Source organism: Thalassobaculum sp. (genome assembly GCF_040219615.1).
Lineage (GTDB): Bacteria > Pseudomonadota > Alphaproteobacteria > Thalassobaculales > Thalassobaculaceae > Thalassobaculum_A.
The window spans coordinates 127,595-146,557 of record NZ_JAVJSE010000029.1 but is presented as its reverse complement, the minus strand read 5'-3'; the positions used below and the strand labels follow the sequence as shown (position 1 = coordinate 146,557).

4 protein-coding genes (1 of these 4 running past the window's edge) are annotated in these 18,963 nt (G+C 76.1%); all 4 read left to right on the top strand.

All coding sequences use genetic code 11. The annotated features are described in order from the left end of the window. Nucleotides 1–6 precede the first annotated feature (6 nt). Tightly spaced (each overlapping or abutting the next), the 4 genes in view from RIC31_RS15570 to RIC31_RS15555 form a layout consistent with a single transcriptional unit that may run on beyond the window. On the top strand, nucleotides 7–6,453 hold the full coding sequence (locus tag RIC31_RS15570; RefSeq protein WP_350109432.1) for an SDR family NAD(P)-dependent oxidoreductase: 6,447 nt from the start codon (nucleotides 7–9) through the stop codon (nucleotides 6,451–6,453). Then, complete coding sequence (locus tag RIC31_RS15565; RefSeq protein ID WP_350109429.1) at nucleotides 6,450–11,546, top strand: type I polyketide synthase; 5,097 nt, start codon at nucleotides 6,450–6,452, stop codon at nucleotides 11,544–11,546. Before RIC31_RS15570 ends, RIC31_RS15565 begins: the two co-directional genes overlap by 4 nt. Next, complete coding sequence (locus RIC31_RS15560; protein WP_350109426.1) at nucleotides 11,543–15,622, top strand: non-ribosomal peptide synthetase; 4,080 nt, start codon at nucleotides 11,543–11,545, stop codon at nucleotides 15,620–15,622. The genes RIC31_RS15565 and RIC31_RS15560 overlap by 4 nt, the downstream gene beginning before the upstream one ends. Continuing rightward, nucleotides 15,619–18,963: the 5' portion of an SDR family NAD(P)-dependent oxidoreductase gene (locus RIC31_RS15555; RefSeq protein WP_350109423.1), read on the top strand. Its footprint extends 3,597 nt past the window's final position; 3,345 of the gene's 6,942 nt are visible here — the first part of the coding sequence; the start codon lies at nucleotides 15,619–15,621; its stop codon lies beyond the right edge, outside the window. Before RIC31_RS15560 ends, RIC31_RS15555 begins: the two co-directional genes overlap by 4 nt.

Sequence of the window (18,963 nt, the reverse complement as noted above, 5' to 3'; positions counted from 1 at the left end):
CAGGCCGTGGACACCGCCGTCGAGACCCTGAGCCCGCTGAAGCGCGCCCTCGTCGCCATCGAGGAGCTGCAGGCGCGGCTGGCGCGTGCCGAGGGCGGCGGCGAGCCGGTGGCGATCGTCGGCATCGGCTGCCGGCTGCCGGGCGGGGTCGACGGACCGGACGCCTACTGGGACCTGCTGGCGGCGGGCCGCGACGGCATCGTCGAGGTGCCGGCCGACCGCTGGGCAATCGACGACTGGTACGATCCCGACCGCGCCGTGCCCGGCAGGATGAACCTGCGCCGGGCCGGGTTTCTGGCCGCCGGCATCGCCGGCTTCGACGCCGAGTTCTTCGGCATCGCCCCGCGCGAGGCGACGGCCATGGACCCGCAGCAGCGGCTGCTGCTGGAGGTGGCGTGGCAGGCGCTGGAGGATGCCGGGATCGCGCCCGACCGGCTGGCGGGGTCGGCCTGCGGCGTGTTCGTCGGGCTTTACAACAACAACTACACGCTGATCGCCCGCGGCTCGCCGGCCGCCGAGGCGATCGACGGCTGGTCCGCCTCGGGCACCCACACCAGCATCGCCGCGGGGCGGCTGTCCTACAGCCTCGGCCTGACCGGGCCCAGCCTGGCGGTCGACACCGCCTGCTCGTCCTCGCTGGTGGCGGTGCATCTGGCGGTGCGGGCGATCCAGACCGGCGAATGCGCGATGGCACTGGCCGGCGGCGTGCACCTGATGCTGGGGCCGGAGGCGCTGGTGGCGTCCACCAAGCTGGGTGCCACCGCGCCGGACGGCCGCTGCAAGACCTTCGACGCTGCGGCCGACGGCTTCGGCCACGGCGAGGGCTGCGGCGTGGTGGTGCTGAAGCCGCTGGCGGCGGCGCTCGCGGCCGGCGACCGGGTGGTCGCGGTGATCCGCGGCTCGGCGGTCAACCAGGATGGCCGCTCGAACAGCCTGACCGCGCCGAACGGCCCGGCCCAGGAGGCGGTGATCCGGGCCGCTCTGGCGCGCGCCGGGGTGGCGCCAGGCGAGGTCGGCTATGTCGAGGCGCACGGTACCGGCACCCGGCTCGGCGACCCGATCGAGATCGAGGCGATCGCGGCGGCCCTGGGCGAAGGCCGCACCGAACCGCTGCTGGTCGGCTCGGCCAAGACCAATCTCGGCCACCTTGAAGCGGCGGCCGGGATCGCCGGGCTGATCAAGGCGGCACTGTGCGTCAACCGGGGCGCGGTGCCGCCGCACCTGAACTTCACGCGCCTCAACCCGGAGATCGACGCCGGGCCGGTCGACCTCAGGATCCCGACCGCGACCACGCCGTGGGACGGCATCGGCGGCCGGCGGATCGCCGGGGTCAGCGGCTTCGGCTTCGGCGGCACCAACGCCCATGTGGTGCTGGAGGCACCGCCGCCGGTCGAGCGTCCCGAGGCCGCGGCCGGTGCGCAGGTTCTGGCGCTGTCGGCCGCCACCGAGCCGGCGCTGCGGGAACTGGCGGATGCCTGGGCCGACTGGCTGGAAAGCACGGACGCCCCGTTGGCGGATGCCGCCGTGACGGCGGCGACGGGGCGCGCGCATCTCGGGGTCCGGCTGGCGGTCGCCGGCGACGACAAGGCGGCGGTCGCCGCGGCGCTGCGCAAGGCGGCCCCGGTGGCGTCGGGACGGCCGCCGAAGATCGCCTTCCTGTTCACCGGCCAGGGTGCCCAGTACCCGGGCATGGCGAAGCAGGCCTACGCGCGCTGGCCGGTCTTCCGGGCGGCGCTCGACCGCCACGCGGCGGTGCTGGACGCGGCGATGGGCCGATCCGCGCTCGACCTGCTGTTCGGCGACGGCCCGCTCGACGCCACGGAACTGGCGCAGCCGCTGCTGGTGGCGGTCGAGTTGGCGCTGGCCGCGCTGTGGCGGTCCTGGGGGATCGAGCCGGCGGCCGTGCTGGGCCACAGCGTCGGCGAGATCGCCGCGGCGGCGGTCGCCGGGGTGCTGTCGGAGGAAGACGCGCTGCGGCTGGCGGTCGCGCGCGGCCGGCTGATGCAGTCGCTGCCGGCGGAGGATGAGCCGGGGGGCGGCGGCATGCTGGCGGCCTTCGCTTCGGCCGACGCGGTGGAACGGCATCTGGATGCCGGGCTGTCGGTCGCCGGCCTGAACGGCCCGGCCAACACCGTGGTCGCCGGGCCGCTCGACGCCCTGGACGCACTGGCGGGCCGGCTGGCCGAAGCCGGCATCGAGAGCCGACGCCTCGCGGTCAGCCACGGCTTCCACTCGGCGCTGCTCGACTCGGTGCTGTCGGAGCTGGAGCGGATCGCCGGCGGAGTCGCGACGGGCCGGCCGGCGATCCCGGTGGTGTCCAACCTGACCGGCCGGCCGCACGAGGCGTTCGACGGGGCGTATTGGCGCGAGCACGCCCGCCGGGCCGTGCGCTTCGAGGACGGCCTGCACGCGGCTGCCGCGCTGGGCTGTGTCGTGTTCCTGGAGATCGGGCCGCAGCCGGTCCTGTCCGGGCTCGGCGCCGCCGTCCTGGATGACGCGGCATTCCTGCCGTCACTGCGGCGCGGCGCCGCCGACGACCGGCAGGTCGCCGAAACCCTGGGCCGGCTGTATGAGCGCGGCGCGCCGATCGACTGGCGGGCGGTGCATCGCGACGGGCTCGGCCGCCGCCGCTCCGCCCCGACCTACCGGTTCCAGCACCGCCGCTACTGGCTCGATCTGCCGGAGGCCGCGGCGCCGGCCGCCGTAAAGACCTCGGCGACCGGCTCGGCGACGGTCTACGACTTCTACGACGAGTTGACCGTGGTCTCGCGCACCTACGACGGGACGGCCGCGACCGCCGACGACCAGGAGGGCCACCTGACCTTCGGCTTCATGGCCGAGCCGGTGCCGGGCTTCTCCTGGGTCAGGGCACTGTTCGAAAAGGACGCCGACCCGGCGGCCCACGACCTGTTCCGGCGCACCCAGCGGGCCCTGAAGGACAGCCTGTTCGACGGCATCGACTTCGCCCGCATGCGCCGGGTGTTCGATTACGGCTGCGGCCACGCCGCCGACCTGTGCAGCCTCGCCCAGGCGCATCCGCACCTGAAGCTGCAGGGCTTCACGATCTCCGACGGCCAGGTCCGGGTCGGGACCGAGCGGATCGCCCGGCTCGGCCTCGCCGACCGGGTGCGGGTGCACCGCAACGATTCCAGCGTGGTGCCGTTCCCGGGCAGCTTCGACCTGATCTACGGCTTCGAGGTCACCGGCCTGATCGAGGACAAGGACGGGCTGTTCGACAACGTCGCCGGCCACCTGGCGCCCGGCGGCCTGCTGGTGGTCGCCGACTTCGTGTCGACCGGCGACGCCATCGACAATCGCGAGACCCACTCCTTCACCCCCGGTTACGACGACTGGATCGCGCTGCTGAGCCGGCGGCGCCTCAGGCTGGTGCGCGCCGTCGACGCCAGCGCCGAGGTCGCCAACTGGCTCGACGATCCCGAGTTCGAGGCCAATGTCGACGCCGTGGTGGCGCGTTTCGGGCTCGGCGACCTGACCCGCCGGCACCTGCTGTCGAACGGCAATATCGGCCGGGCGCTGCGGGCCGACGTGATGCGCTACCTGCTGCTGACCGCCCAGCACTCTCCCTACGAGGACGAGGCGGCGCTGGCGGCCGCCAACACCGCCATGCTGCGCGGCGCGGTGCCGTACCGCGACACCGCCCGGGCCAGGGCGGGGGCGCAGTGGCAGGGCTGGCTGTACGGCGTCGAGTGGCGCGAGACCGCGGCCAGCGCACCGCTTCCAGGGCCGGCCGAGATCGCCGCCGGTCTCGCGCCGTCGGTGGACCGCGAGCGGATGGCGCTGGAGTCTTTCGGCGACACCGGGGCGGTGCTCGACCGGCTCAGCCTGGACTTCACGGTGCAGGCCTTCCGCACGCTCGGCTGCCGGACGGTCGCGGATGCGGCTTCGGTCGCGGTCGCGCCGGCGCAGCGGCGGCTGCGCGACCGGCTGGTCGCGGTTATGGCGGCGGCCGGGCTGGACGGATTGCCGGATTCGGGCGACGTCGCCGTCCGGGCCGAGACGGCATCCGCCGAGCACCCCGATGCCGAGGCCGAACTGGCGCTGCTGCGGCGCTGCGGACCGGAACTGGCCGGGGTGCTGGCCGGCCGGGTCGACCCGCTGGCGCTGCTGTTCCCCGGCGGCGACACGGCGGCGGCCAACCGGCTGTACGAACAGTCGCCCTATTCGCGGGCGGTGCAGCGGCTGGCGGCCGAGGCGGTGGCGGCGCTGCCGCGCGACCGGCCGCTGTCGGTGATCGAGATCGGCGGCGGCACCGGCGCCACCACCGCGCATCTGCTCGATGCCCTGCCGACTGGCAGCCGCTACCTGTTCACCGACCTCGGCGCCTCGCTGGTGGCGAAGGCGGAGGAGCGGTTCGCCGGGCGCGGTATGGAGTTCGCCCGGCTCGACATCGCCCGGCCACCGTCGGGGCAGGGCATCGCCGCCGGTGCCTTCGACCTGGTGGTCGCCGCCAACGTGCTGCACGCCACGCCGGATCTGGCACGCACCCTCGGCCATGCCCGCGAGTTGATGGCGCCGGGCGGCCTGCTGCTGATGGTCGAGAACACCGGGACCCTGAACTGGGGCGACCTGACCTTCGGCCTGACCGACGGCATGTGGAACTTCACCGACACGGCGCTGCGCGACTATGCGCTGCTGCGCCGGGAGCAGTGGCGCGACCTGCTGCCGGCCTGCCGGCTCGGCGATGCGGCGTTCCTGACGCCGGGCGAGCCGGACCGCGGCGGGGTCTCCCAGCAATGCGTGATGCTGGCCCGGCATGACGACAACCGGCACTGGCTGCTGGCCGGCGGCGGCGACCGGGCGGCGGCGCTGGCGGCCGTGCTGGAACGGGCCGGCGACCGGGTGACCCTTGCCCCGGCCGACCCCGCCGGGGTGCCGGAGGGCGTCACCGACGCGGTCCTGCTGGCGGCGGACGGCGATGACGATGTCGCGGGCCAGCAGGCGATCCTCGGCCCGGCCCTGGCGTTGGCGCAGGCCGCCGCCCGGATGGACGAGCCGCCGCAGCTGGCGGTGGTGACCGCCGGCGCGTTGCCGGGTGCCGGCCCGGTCGCGCCGGCCCGGGCCACCTTGCCTGGCTTCGTGCGGGCGGTGGCGGGCGAGCTTCCCGACGCCCGGCCGCGGCTGGTCGACATCGACGCGGCGACCGGTGCCGAGGCCCTGGCGGCCGAGCTGGCGCATGGCCGGGGAACCGAGGTGGCGCTGCGCGGCGGCCGCCGGCTGGTGCCGTCCCTGGTGCGGCGACCGGCGGCCCCGGCGGCGGCCCCGCGGTTCGACCCGGCCGCCGCCTATCTGGTCACCGGCGCGTTCGGCGGGCTGGGGCTGGAGGTCGCGCGCTGGCTGGCGGCGCATGGCGCCCGCACCCTGCTGCTGGCCGGGCGCAGCGACCCGTCACCGGCCGCGGCGAAGGTGGTCGAGGCGCTTCGGGCCGATGGCGTCGAGGTGGCGGTCCGGCGCTGCGACGTCGGCGACCGCGGGCAGGTCGAGGCGCTGCTGGCCGCTGCGCCGGCACCGCTCAAGGGCGTGGTGCACGCCGCCGGCGCGCTGGCCGACGCCGGCCTCTCGCGGCAGACCTGGGACGGGTTCGAGGCCGTGCTGCGCGCCAAGCTGCACGGCGCCTGGAACCTGCACGAGCTGACCGCCGGCATGGCGCTCGACCACTTCGTGCTGTTCGCCTCGGCCGCCGGGCTGCTGGGGCCGGCCGGGCAGGCCAACCACGCCGCCGCCAACAGCTTTCTGGACGGCCTCGCCGCCTGGCGCCGGCAGCAGGGCCTGCCGGGCGTGTCGATCGACTGGGGCGCCTGGGCCGAGATCGGCGCGGTGCCGAAGGCCGGGGTCGAGGCCCATGTCGGGCGCACCGGGCTGCTCCACATGGCGCCGGACGAGGCGATGCGGGCCTTCGCCTGGGCGATGGCGGCACGGCCGGAGCAGGTGGCGGTGCTGGACGCCGACTGGGCGGCCTATCGCCGGCGCTTCCCGCTCGGCGGGATGCCGACCCTGCTGGACGGGCTCGGCCGCGCCGTGCGGGGCGCACCCGCCCCGACCCTCGCCCCCGCGGCCGAGTCCCTGCGCGGGCGGATCGCGGCGGCGCCGGCCGGCCGGCGGATCGATCTGCTGTGCGACGCCATCCGCGACGAGGCGGCGCGCATCATGCGGCACCCGGACCCGGCGGCGATCGACGACCGGCGGGCGCTGCGCGACCTCGGCCTCGACTCGCTGATGTCGGTGGAACTGCGCAACGCCCTGGTCGCCAGGCTGGACCGCAAGCTGCCGGCGACCCTGCTGTTCGACCATCCGAGCGTGGCGGCGCTGGCGGCCTACGTCGCGGCCGAGGCCTTGCCCGACCTGTTCGCGGCGACGGCCGCCGGCGAGTTAGACGGGCTCGACGCCCGGGCCCTGTCTGAGTTGCTCGACGCCGAGCTGGGAGGGGCGGCATGAGTGCGGTGGTCGAGGACCAGCTGCGGCGCGCGATCACCACCATCCGGTCGCTGCGCCAGGAGGTCGAGGGCCTGAGGGCCGAGCGCCGGCCGGCGATCGCGGTGGTCGGCGTCGGCTGCCGCCTGCCCGGCGGGATCGGCGACCTGGACTCGCTTTATGCTGCGCTGATGCGCGGAGCGGACGCCATCGTCGAGGTGCCGGCCGACCGTTGGGACGCCGATGCCTGGTTCGACCCGGACCCCGATGCGCCGGGCCGCATGAACACCCGCTGGGGCGGCTTCCTGGACGGCATCGACCGCTTCGACCCGGGGTTCTTCGAGCTGTCGGCCCGCGAGGCCGCGTCGATGGACCCGCAGCAGCGGCTGCTGCTGGAATGCGCCTGGGAGGCGATGGAGGACGCCTGCCTGGCGGCCGACCGGCTGAAGGGCAGCGCCACCGGCGTCTGGGTCGGCATCAACGCCTCGGAATACTACGCCATGGGCATCGCCGACCCGGCCGCCATCGACGCCCACGCGATCTCCGGCGGGGTCGCCAGCGTGGCGGCCGGGCGGCTGTCATACCTGATGGGCCTCAACGGTCCGGCGGTGGCGGTCGACACCGCCTGCTCGTCGTCGCTGGCGGCGGTGCATCTGGCGGTGCAGTCGCTGCGCTCGGGCGAGACCGACCTGGCGCTGGCCGGTGGCGTCTACGCCGTGCTGCAGCCGAACCTGACGGTCGGGCTGTCGAAGCTGCACATGATGGCCGCCGACGGCCGCTGCAAATCCTTCGATGCCGCCGCCGACGGCTTCGTTCAGGGCGAGGGCTGCGCGGTGGTGGCGCTCAAGCGGCTGGCCGACGCGGTGGCCGACGGCGACCCGGTGCACGCGGTGATCCGCGGCAGCGCGATGAACCAGGACGGCCGCAGCGGCAGCCTGACCGCGCCGTCCAGAACTGCGCAGGTCCAGGTGATCCGGGCGGCCCTCGCGGATGCCGGGATCGCCCCGGAGGCGATCGGCTATGTCGAGGCGCACGGCACCGGCACCGCGCTCGGCGACCCGATCGAGGTGCATGCCCTGGCCGACGCGCTCGGGCGCGAGCGGACGCGGCCGCTGGTGCTGGGGGCGCTGAAGTCCAATATCGGCCATCTCGGCCCGGCCGCCGGGATCGCCGGGCTGGTCAAGGCGGTGGCGGTGGTGCGCGCCGGCAGGATCCCGCCCAACCTGCACTTCCACGCCCTGAACCCGAACATCGCGCTCGATGGCCTGCCGGCGGTGTTCCCCACGGCGCCGACGCCGTGGCCTGAAGGCGACGGGCCGCGGTCCGCCGGGGTCAGCTCCTTCGGGTTCTCCGGTACCAACGTCCATGTCGTGCTGGAGCAGGCGCCGGAAGCGACGCTGCCGGCCGCCGTCGACGGCCCGGTCGTGCTGGCGGTCTCGGCCCGTGACGAGGCGGCGATGGCCGAGGCGGTTCGACGTCAAGTCGGCGCGCTGGCCGACGGCACCGACCTGGCGGCCGCCGCCCGGACCATGCTGCTCGGCCGCCGGCATTTCGAGCATCGGGCCGCGGTCGTCGCGCGAACCCCGGCCGAGGCCCGCGGGCGGCTGGCGAAGGCGGCGCCGGTGAAGGCGGCGGTGCGCCCTCGGCTCGGCCTGCTGTTCACCGGCCAGGGCGCCTGGGCGGCCGGCACCGGCAGGGCGCTGGCCGAGGCGCTCCCGTTGGTGCGCGACACCCTGGAGCGCGCCGAGGCGCTGGTGCCGGGCGTGCGTGCGACGCTGTTCGAGGACACCGCCGACCGCGCCGACACCGCCCGCGCGCAGCCGGCGCTGCTGGCGCTGCAGTGGGCGTTGACTGCGCAGCTGCGGGCCTGGGGCGTCGAGGCGATCGCCTGCGCCGGCCACAGCGTCGGCGAGATCGCGGCGGCGGCGGCATGCGGGCTGATCGCCTGGGAGGATGCGCTGCGGTTCGCGGCTGAGCGTGGCCGGCTGATGGGGGCGCTGCCGGCCGGCGGGGCGATGGCGGCGGCGATGCTGGAGACGGCGGCGGCCGAGGCGCTGGCGACCAGGAGCGGCCTGTCGGTGGCGGCGATCAACGGCCCGCGCTCGGTGGTGCTGTCCGGCGACGGCGGCGCGCTGGATGCGCTGATCTCGAATCTCGTGTCCGACGGCGTGCCGGTGCGCCGGCTGGCGGTCAGCCACGCCTTCCACTCGGCGCTGATGGACCCGGCCCTGGCCGGCCTGTCGGCCGTCGCGCCGAGCGGTGCCGGCGGGACCGCGACCCTGGTGTCGACCCTGACCGGTGCTGCCGCGACCGCGGTCGACCCGGCGCACTGGGCCCGGCATGCCCGCGAGCCGGTGCGGTTCGCGGACGCCCTGGCGGCACTGACGGACCTCGGCTGCACCAGCCTGCTGGAGGTCGGCCCCAGCACCACCCTGCGCGACCTGGCGCGGCCGCAGGTCGGTGCGGTCCAAGCGGTCTCGGCGCTCGGTGGCGATGTCGAGGCGGAGGGCCTGCTCGAGGCGGTCGCGGCGCTGCACTGTCAGGGCGTCGCGGTCGACTGGCGGGCGGTGCTGCCGGCCGGGCCGAGGACGCGGCTGCCGACCTACCCGTTCCAGCGCAGGCGCTACTGGCGGGAGGCCGGGCCGGCCGTGGCCACCGGTGGCGTCGCCTGGCCGCCGGGCGAGCGGGTGGTGTCGCCGGCGGCCGAGGCGCAGTTCCGGCTGCCCGTCGGCCTGTCCGGCTTCCCGTGGCTGGGCGACCACCGTGTGCACGGCCGGGCGGTGGTCCCCGGCGCCTTCCAGATCGCCTGCCTGGCCGGGGCCTGGCGCGATCTGCACGGCGCCGGGCCGTGCCGGATCGCCGGGCTGACCTTCGCGCGGCCGCTGACCCTGCCCGAGGACGGGACGGTCGAGGTCTGGACGACCCTGGGGCCGGCCGGCGCGGCGCGCCTGGTCAGCCGAGACGGCGAGGACTGGACGCCGCACGCCGATGCGAGGCTCGGCCCGGCGGCGGCACCGGCCGACGGTTTCGATCGCGACGCGGCCCGGCGGCGCTGCGGCGCCGAAGTCGCGCCCGCGGAGTGGCGCGACCGGCTGGCCGGCATCGGCATCGCGATCGGTCCGGCCTTCGGCGGCATCCGCCGGCTGTGGCGCGGCGACGGCGAGGCGCTGGCCGAGGTCCGGTTGCCGGACGGGCTCTCGGCCCCGGCCGGCGGGTTCCATCCGGCGCTGCTGGATGCCTGCCTGCAGGTCGCCGGCGGCACTCTGGCTGAAGACCTGGCGGGCGAGCCGCTGCTGCCGGTCGGGATCGACCGGGTCGACATGCTGGGGCCGCTGGCCGGCCCGCTGTGGGTGCATGCCCGCGGTATCGGCCGGGGCGACGTGATCGGCACCGACCTGACGGTCGCGGCCGCCGACGGCACGGTGCTGGCGGCGATCGAGGGCCTGCATGTGCGCCGGGCGCCGGCGGCGTTGCTGCAGGGCGATGCAGCGACGCTGTTCCATGCGGTCGACTGGCAGCACGCCGACATGCCGGTGCCGGTGGCGGGCGGCCGGGTCGTGATCGCCGCGGACGATCCGGAAGCCGGCCACGCGCTGGCGGCGTGCCTCGGCGAGCGCCCGACGCTGGTCTGCGGCCCGGCGTCACTGCCAGCGCTCGCCGACGGTGACACGGTGGTCGACCTGACGGGCTGGGCCACCGACGGTGACGAAGCCGGGGTCGGGCGCAGCCTCGCCCTGGCGCAGCGGATCCTTGTGGGCGCGGCACGGCCGGCCCTGGCGGTGGTCACCCAGGGGGTCGTGCAGGCGCCGGCCCGGCCGTGGCAGGCGGCGCGCTGGGGCCTGGCCGCGACCCTGGCGCTGGAGCATCCGGAACTGCGGGTCCGGCGGATCGATGCCGACGACCTGGCCTCGGTGGCCGCCGAACTGGCCGGTGCGGGCGACGAGGACGCGGTCGCCTGGCGTGACGGAACCCGGCGCGTCGCCCGGCTGGTCCGGCTGCGGCCCGAGCGAAGGAAGCCCGCGGCGTTGCGCGGAACCGTCCTGGTCACCGGCGGGCTCGGCGGGGTCGGCCGGCGGATGGCGGCCTGGGCGGCGGCGCGCGGGGCCGGGGCGCTGGTGCTGGCCGGCCGCAGCGCCGATCCGGCGACTGGGGAGGGATTGTCGGCCGACCTCGGGGTGCCGGTCCGGGTCGTTGCTGCCGACGTCGCCGACCTCGCGGGGGTCCGCACGATACTGGCGGCCGCCGACGGCCTGCCGCCTTTGCGCACCGTGATCCACGCCGCCGGGGTGCAGGCGCCGGGGCTGCTGGCCGGGCTTTCGCCGGCACGGCTCGGCGAGGCGCTGGCGGCCAAGGCGCGCGGGGCGGAACTGCTGGACCGGGCCGCCCGGGACCTCGGGCTCGACCATTTCGTGCTGGTGTCGTCCATCGCGTCGGTGCTGGGGGCGGCGGGCCAGGGCGGCTACGCGGCGGCCAACGCGTTCCTCGACGCGCTGGCCCGGCGCCGCCGGGCCGAGGGTCTGCCGGCGCTGTCGGTGGCCTGGGGCCGCTGGGCCGAGGCCGGGATGGCGGGCGACCTGGACGAAGCCGCCCGGCGGCGGGTCGAGGCGCTGGGCATCCGGGAGATGGACGATGCCGCGGCGGTCGAGGCCATGGACCTGGCGCTGGCCGGCGACCGCGCCGACCCGGTGGTGGCCGCGGTCGACTGGAGCCGGCACGCCGAGCGCCACCCGTCCGGCCGGGTGCCGCTGCTGCTGGCGGCCCTGGTCGGCGGCGTCGCCGCGGCGCCGGCCGTTGACGAACTGCTGGAGCTGCTGAAGACGCCCGGCCTGGCCAACGGCGAGCGCGCGGCCGTGCTGCTCGACTGGATGACCGCCCAGGCCGGCCGGATCCTGGGCGCCGACTCAGCGGGAGTCGCTGCCGACCGGCCGCTGGTGCAGCTCGGCCTGGACTCGCTGATGGCGGTCGAACTGCGCAACCGGTTGAGCGCCGGGCTCGGCCAGGCGCCGTCGATCGCCCTGCTGCTGGGTGGTGCCACCCTCGCCGAGGTCGCCGACCGGCTGGCGGCCGACCGGCCGGCCGAGGTCGAGGCACCGGAATGGGAGGAGCTGACGCTGTGAACGGCCCCGACCCGACCAACGGTTCCGACCTGACCGCCGGCGAACTGCTGGAGGATTTCGCGCGCCGCGGCGTGGCGATCGCGCTCGACGGCGAGGGGCTGAGCATCCGGGCGCCGAGGGGCGTGCTGACCGACGCCGACAAGCGCGTCCTGGCGGTCAACAAGCAGCGCATCCTGGCGCGGCTGCGAAACGGCGACGGCGACGACTTCCCGCTGACCGACGTCCAGCAGGCCTACTGGGTCGGGCGCCGGTCGGTGGCGCTCGGCAATGTCGGCTGCCACGCCTACCGCGAGTTCGCGGCGACCGGGCTGGACGTCGACCGGCTGGAGCAGGCCTGGCGCCGGCTGGTGGCGCGCCACGACATGCTGCGCGCCGTCGTCACCGAGGATGGCCGCCAGCGGGTCCTGCCGGAGGTTCCCGACTACCGGGTCGAGGTGACGGACCTGCGCGGCCGGCCGGACGCCGAGGCACGGCTGGCGGCGGTGCGCGAGGCGATGTCGCACCATGTGTTCGAGCCGGCGCGCTGGCCGCTGTTCGACATCCGGGTGACCCGGCTGGACGGCGAGATGCGGGTCCACATGGGCATGGACCTGCTGATCGCCGACGCCGCCGGCATGCTGCAGCTCTACCGCGAATGGGGCGACCTGTACGCCGATCCGGCGACGGTCCTGCCGCCGGTCGGGCGCCGGTTCCGCGACTTCGTCACCGCCGCCGGCCCGACCCCGGCCGAGCAGGCCCGCGCCGAGGCCTACTGGGCGCCGCGCCTGGCCGACCTGCCGGGACCGCCGGAGCTGCCGCTCGCCACCGCGCCGGCCGACGGGCCGCCACGGTTCGCGCGCCACGGCCTGACCCTCGACGCCGATACCTGGCGCAGCCTGCGGCGGCGGGCGCGCGAGGCCGGGCTGACCCGATCCAATCTGCTGATCGCCGCCTATGCCGACATCCTGGCGGCCTGGAGCAAGACCCAGCGCTTCCTGCTGACCCTGACTACCTTCAAGGCGCCGCCGGGCTTCGAGCGCACGGTCGGCGACTTCACCTCGACCCTGCTGCTGGAGGTCGACGCCCGCGCAGTGAGTTTCCGCGAGCGCGCGACCGCCCTGCAGGAGCGGCTGGCCCGGGACCTGGACCACGATGCCTGGAGCGGCGTGCGGGTGATCCGCGAGCTGACCCGCCGGCGGCACGGCGCCGTCGCGTCGATCCCGGTGGTGTTCACCAGCGCGCTCGGCCACCAGGGCGAGGACGAGGCGGAGCTGCCGATCGCCTGGCTCGGCCGCACCGTCCACGCCATCACCCAGACCCCGCAGGTCTGGATCGACCACCACGCGATCGAGGACGGCGACGACCTGGTGCTGTCCTGGGACGTGCTGGAGGGCCAGTTCCAGCCCGGCATGGTCGAGGCGATGTTCGCCGCCTACGGCCGGATGCTGCAGGCGCTGGCCGAAGGCGAGGAGGCGTGGTCCTGGACGCTCGGCCGCCATCTCCCGGACGACCAGATGGAGCGTCGGTCCCAAGCCAACGCCACCGCGGCGCCTGCCCCTGGGGGCTTCCTGCAGGACGGCTTCCTGGCCTGGGCGGCGCGCCAGCCGGACCGGCCGGCCGTGGTCACGTCCATCGTGGCGAAGACCTATGGCGAGCTGGCCGGCCATGCCCGCGCGGTGGCCCGCGAAGTCCGGTCGCGCGGGATCGGCCGAGACCGGCTGGTGGCGGTCGCCATGGAGAAGGGCTGGGAGCAGGCGGCGGCGGTGCTGGGCGTCGTCATGGCCGGCGCCGCCTACCTGCCGGTCGACCCGGCGCTGCCGGCGGCGCGGCGCGGCTTCCTGGTCGAGAACGGCGGCGTGTCGCTGGTGCTGACCCAGGCGAGGCTGGCCGGTCTCGGCTGGCCGGACCGGGTCGAGGCGCTGGCGGTCGACAACCTGGCCCCGTCGGACGACGCGGTCCTGCCGCTGCCGGACGCAGCACCGTCGGACCTCGCCTATGTGATCTTCACCTCCGGCTCCACCGGCCAGCCCAAGGGCGTGATGATCGAGCACCGGGCGGCGCTGAACACCGTCGCCGACGTCAACCGGCGCTTCGGCATCGGCGCCGACGACGCGGTGCTCGGGCTGTCGTCGCTCAGCTTCGACCTGTCGGTCCACGACGTCTTCGGCCTGCTCGGCTGCGGCGGCCGGCTGGTGCTGCCGGACCCGGCCCGGCTGCGCGACCCCGGCCACTGGCTCGACCTGATGACGGCCCATGGCGTGACGGTCTGGAACACCGTGCCGCAGCTGCTGGCCATGCTGGTCGAGCACGGCCGGGACGTCGGGCCGGCGCTGCGCGTCGTCATGCTGTCGGGCGACTGGATCCCGCTCGGGCTGCCGGCCCGCATCAAGGCGCTGGCCAACGGCGCCACCGTCTATGGCCTCGGCGGCGCCACCGAGGCTTCGATCTGGTCTAACTGGTTCCGGGTCGAGCGCATCGAGCCGGACTGGCGCAGCATCCCCTATGGCTGGCCGCTGGCCAACCAGCGCTTCCATGTCCTGAACGAGGCGATGGAGCCGGCGCCCGAGGGCGTGCCCGGGCGGCTGTTCATCGCCGGCGACGGCTTGGCGCGCGGCTACTGGCGTGACCGGGCGCGCACCGCCGAGCGGTTCGTGACGCATCCGCGGACCGGCGAGCGGCTGTACGAGACCGGCGACCACGGCCGCTACCTGGCGGACGGGTCGATCGAGTTCCTGGGCCGCGAGGACGGCCAGGTGAAGGTGCGCGGCCATCGCATCGAGCTCGGCGAGATCGAGGCGGTGCTGACCGGGCATCCGGGCGTGCGCGCGGCGGTCGCGGTCGCCTGGGGCGAGCAGCGCGGCGAGCGCCGGGTGGCGGCCTATGTGGTTGCCGACGCGGCGGTGCCCCCGGACCCGGCCGACGCGGACAAGCAGGTGGCGCGCCTGGCGCTGCTGCTGGAGCGGCCGGCGGTACGGCCGGCGGCGGAAGGGTCCAACGCCCGGGTCGCGCTGGCAGGCGGCGCGCCGGATGCCGAAGCCTGGGCGCGGCGGCGTTCGGTCCGGCGGTATCGGGAGGCGCAGGTGCCGCTCGACCGGCTGGCCGGGCTGCTGTCGGAGTTGCGGGCACTCGGACGGGGCCCGGGTCAGCTCGCCAGGTACCGCTACCCGTCGGCCGGCTCCAGCTATCCGCTGCAGGCATGGGTGCTGGTCAAGCCGGACCGTGTGGAGGGGCTGGCCGGCGGCCTGTACTACCACCACCCGGACCGCCACGACCTGGAGCCGGTGGCGCCGGAGGCCGCGTTGAGCGCGGCGGCCCACGCCGACACCAACCGGGCGATGGCCGAGGCGTCGGCGTTCTCGATCCTGCTGGTCGCCCACTACCCGGCGATCCGGCCGCTGTATGGCGAGAAGTCGCGCGACTTCTGCCTGCTGGAGGCCGGCGGCATCGGCCAGCTGCTGATGGAGGGCGCGGCCGGCCGTGACCTCGGCCTGTGCCCGGTGGGGGTGCTCGACACCGCGGAGCTCGACCGGCCGCTGGATCTCGGCCCGGACCGCGAGCTGGTGTTCGGCTTCGTCGGCGGCCTGCCGGACCCGTCGCCGGAGACCGCGTCGCTGGCGCCGCCGGCCGATATCGTCGAGGCGCTGCGCGAGCGGCTGCGCGCCCGGCTGCCGGACTACATGGTGCCGGAGGCGATCATGCGGCTCGACGCACTGCCGCTGACCGGCAACGGCAAGGTCGACCGGGCGCGGCTGCCGCAGCCGGCGACGGCCCGGGCGGCCGCCGCACCCGTGGCCGCAGAGGGTGCCCTGGAGGAGACCGTCGCGCGGGTGTTCGGCGAGGTGCTGGCGGTGCCGGCGGTCGGTCGCGACGACGTGGTGTTCGACCTGGGCGGCACCTCGGTGCACATGGTCCGCATCCACCGCCGGCTGGAGGCGGCGCTGGCGCGCAGCATCGACATCGTCGACCTGTTCCGGTTCCCCAGCGTGGCCGGGCTATCGGCGCATCTCGGCGAGGCCGCCGGGCCCGCTGCCGCCGATGCCGCGGCGGCGCGCGGCGCCGCCCGCCGGGCCGCCCGCCGCGAGGATCCGTCGTCATGACCGCCGTGGCCTCGAAGATCGCCATCGTCGGGATGAGCGGGCGCTTTCCCGGGGCGCCGGACGTGGCGACGTTCTGGCGCAACCTGCGGGCCGGCGCCGACGCGATCTCCGACCTCGGCCCCGCCGACCGGACGGCGGCGGGCGTTCCGGCCGCCGAGTGGGACGACCCGCACTATGTCCGCGCCGCCCCGCTGCTGGACGGCATCGACCGCTTCGACGCGGGATTCTTCGGGCTGAACGCCGAGCAGGCCGAACTGCTGGACCCGCAGCACCGGCTGTTCTTCGAATGCGCCTGGGAGGCGCTCGAGGACGCGGCGGTCGTGCCGGAGCGCTTCGCGGGGCCGGTCGGGGTGTTCGCCGGCTGCGCCATCAGCTCCTACCTGCTGTTCAACCTGCTGCCGGGGCTGAAGGCCGGGGCCTCGCCGGCGACGCTGCTGGCGATGATCGGCAACGAGAAGGACTACCTGGCCAGCCACCTCGCCTACCTGCTCGGCCTGCGCGGGCCCAGCGTCGGCATCCAGACCGCCTGCTCGACCTCGCTGGTGGCCGTCCACGCCGCCTGCCAGAGCCTGCTGTCCGGCGAGTGCGACATGGCCCTGGCCGGGGGGGCGAGCATCCGGGTGCCGCACCGGGTCGGCTACCGCTGGGAGGACGGCTCGATCCTGTCGCCGACCGGGCGCTGCCGCAGCTTCGACGCCGCCGCCGACGGCACGGTGTTCGGCTCCGGCGTCGGCGTGGTGGCGCTGCGCCGGCTGGACGACGCGCTGCGCGACGGCGACCCGGTGCACGCGGTGATCCTGGGCTCGGCGGTCAACAACGACGGCGCGGCCAAGGCCGGTTTCACCGCGCCCGGGGTCGACGGCCAGGCCGCGGTGGTCGCCGAGGCGCTGGCGGTCGCCGGCGTCGAGCCGTCGAGCATCGGCTACGTGGAGGCCCACGGCACCGCCACGCCGATCGGCGACCCGATCGAGATCCGCGCCCTGACCCAGGCCTTCTCCGGGGCGGCGCCGGGCAGCGTGGCGCTGGGGAGCGCCAAGGCGAGCGTCGGTCACCTGGAGGCGGCGGCCGGTGTGACCGGGCTGATCGCCGCCGCGCTGGCGGTGCGCGACGGGGTCGTGCCGCCGGTCGCGCATTTCCGCGAGGCGAACCCGCTGCTGCGGATCGACGAGACGCCGTTCCGGCCGGCGGGCGTCGCGCGCGACTGGCCGACGGCGGGCGTGCGCCGGGCCGGCGTCAGTTCGTTCGGGATCGGCGGCACCAACGCCCATGTGGTGCTGGAGCAGGCGCCGGACGCGCAGCCGGTGGCGGGCTCGGCCGGACCGGTGGTGCTGGCGGCGTCCGGGCGCGACGACGCGGCGTTGGCCGAGGCTGTGCGGCGCCAGGTGGCGGCATTGGCCGACGATGCCGACATGGCGGCGGTTTCCCGCACCACGCTGCTCGGTCGCCGGGCGTTCGCGCACCGGGTCGCCGTGGTGGCGAGGACCCCGGCCGAGGCGCGCGACCGGCTGGCGGCAGCGTCGCCGGCGGCCGCTGCGGGCCGGCCGCGGCTCGGCCTGCTGTTCACCGGCCAGGGCGCCTGGGCGCCAGGCACCGGCGGGGCGTTGGCGGCCGCGTTCCCGGTGGTGCGGGCGGTCCTGGACGAGGCCGAGGCGATGGTGCCGGGCGTCCGGGCGACGCTGTTCGAGGACACCGCCGACCGCGCCGACACCGCCCGGGCCCAGCCGGCGCTGCTGGCGCTGCAATGGGCGCTGACCGAGCAGTTCCGGGCCTGGGGTGTGGAGGTGGTCGCCTGCGCCGGCCACAGCGTCGGCGAGATCGCGGCGGCGGCGGCCTGCGGGCTGATCGCCTGGGAGGACGCGCTGCGGTTCGCGGCCGAACGCGGCCGGCTGATGGGGGCGCTGCCGGCCGGCGGGGCGATGGCGGCGGCGATGCTGGAACCGGCGGCGGCCGAGGCGCTGGCGGCCGGGAGCGGCCTGTCGGTGGCGGCGGTCAACGGCCCGCGCTCGGTGGTGCTGTCCGGTGAAGCCGACGCCCTCGATGCCGCACTCGCCCGGCTCGAGGCCGACGGCGTGTCGGCGCGCCGGCTGGCGGTCAGCCACGCCTTCCACTCGGCGCTGATGGGGCCGGCGTTGGCCGATCTGGCGACCGTGGCGCCGTCCGGGTCGGGCGGCCATGCGACTCTGGTCTCGACCCTGACCGGCGGGGCCGTAACGTCGGTCGACCCGGCGCACTGGACCGGCCATGCCCGCGAGCCGGTGCGGTTCGCCGACGCCCTGGTCACCCTGTCCAACCTCGGCTGCACCAGCCTGCTGGAGATCGGCCCCGGCACCACCCTGCGCGACCTGGCGCGCCCGCAGGTTAGCGGCGTTGCCGTGACCTCGGCGCTCGGCGGGGGCGACGAGGTCGTGGCGCTGCTGGAGGCGGTGGCGGCGCTGCACTGCCAGGGCATGCCGGTCGACTGGGCGACCGTGCTGCCGGCCGGACCGAGGACCCGGCTGCCGACCTATCCGTTCCAGCGCCGGCGCTACTGGCGCGATCCGCCGGCCCGGACGGCGGCGGGCGGGACAGGACTGCCGGGCGCCGAGATCGAGACCCCGCTGGCCCGCCGGCTGTTCGCGACCACCCTGACCCCGGCGTCCCCGGCCTGGCTCGGCGAGCATCGGGTGCAGGGGCGGGTGGTGCTGCCGGCCGCTGCGTTCGCTGCCCTGGCGCTGGCCGCCGGTGCCGAAGCGCTCGGCGCCACGGCGGTCGAGGCGATGCTGGAGGTGCCGGACGGCGGCGTCGCGGTGCAGACCGCGGTCGCCGGGGACGGCACGGTGACGGTGCACGCCCGCACGCCCGACGGCTGGCGGCGGCACGCGGTGGTGGCACCCGGGGCGTCGGCGGTCTGGAACGCGCTGGACCTCGCGGCGCTCCGCGCACGCTGCGGCGAGATCGTGGACGTCGCCGGGTTCTATACGCGGATGGTGGCCGACGGCATCGAGCTCGGGCCGCGGTTCCGGCTGCTTTCCGACATCCGCGCCGGCGACGGCGAGGCCCTGGCGACGGTCGCGGTTCCGGCGCCGGACGGCGACGGGCCGATCCCGGTGCCGCTGCTCGACGCGATGTTCCAGACCCTGGGCGCCGTCCTGCAGCGCACCGACCTGCCCGGCCATCTGCCGACCGGCTTCGACGGCCTGTCGTTCGACCGGGCGGCCCTGGCGGCAGGTGGGGCGTTCCGGTGCCACGCCCGTCTCCGCGACCGTTCCGCAGGCGCGGTGGTCGGCGACCTTTCCCTGGTCCGCGAGGACGGCGCGGTGGCGCTGCGGGTCGACGGCCTGGTCTGCCGGCCGGCGGCGGCC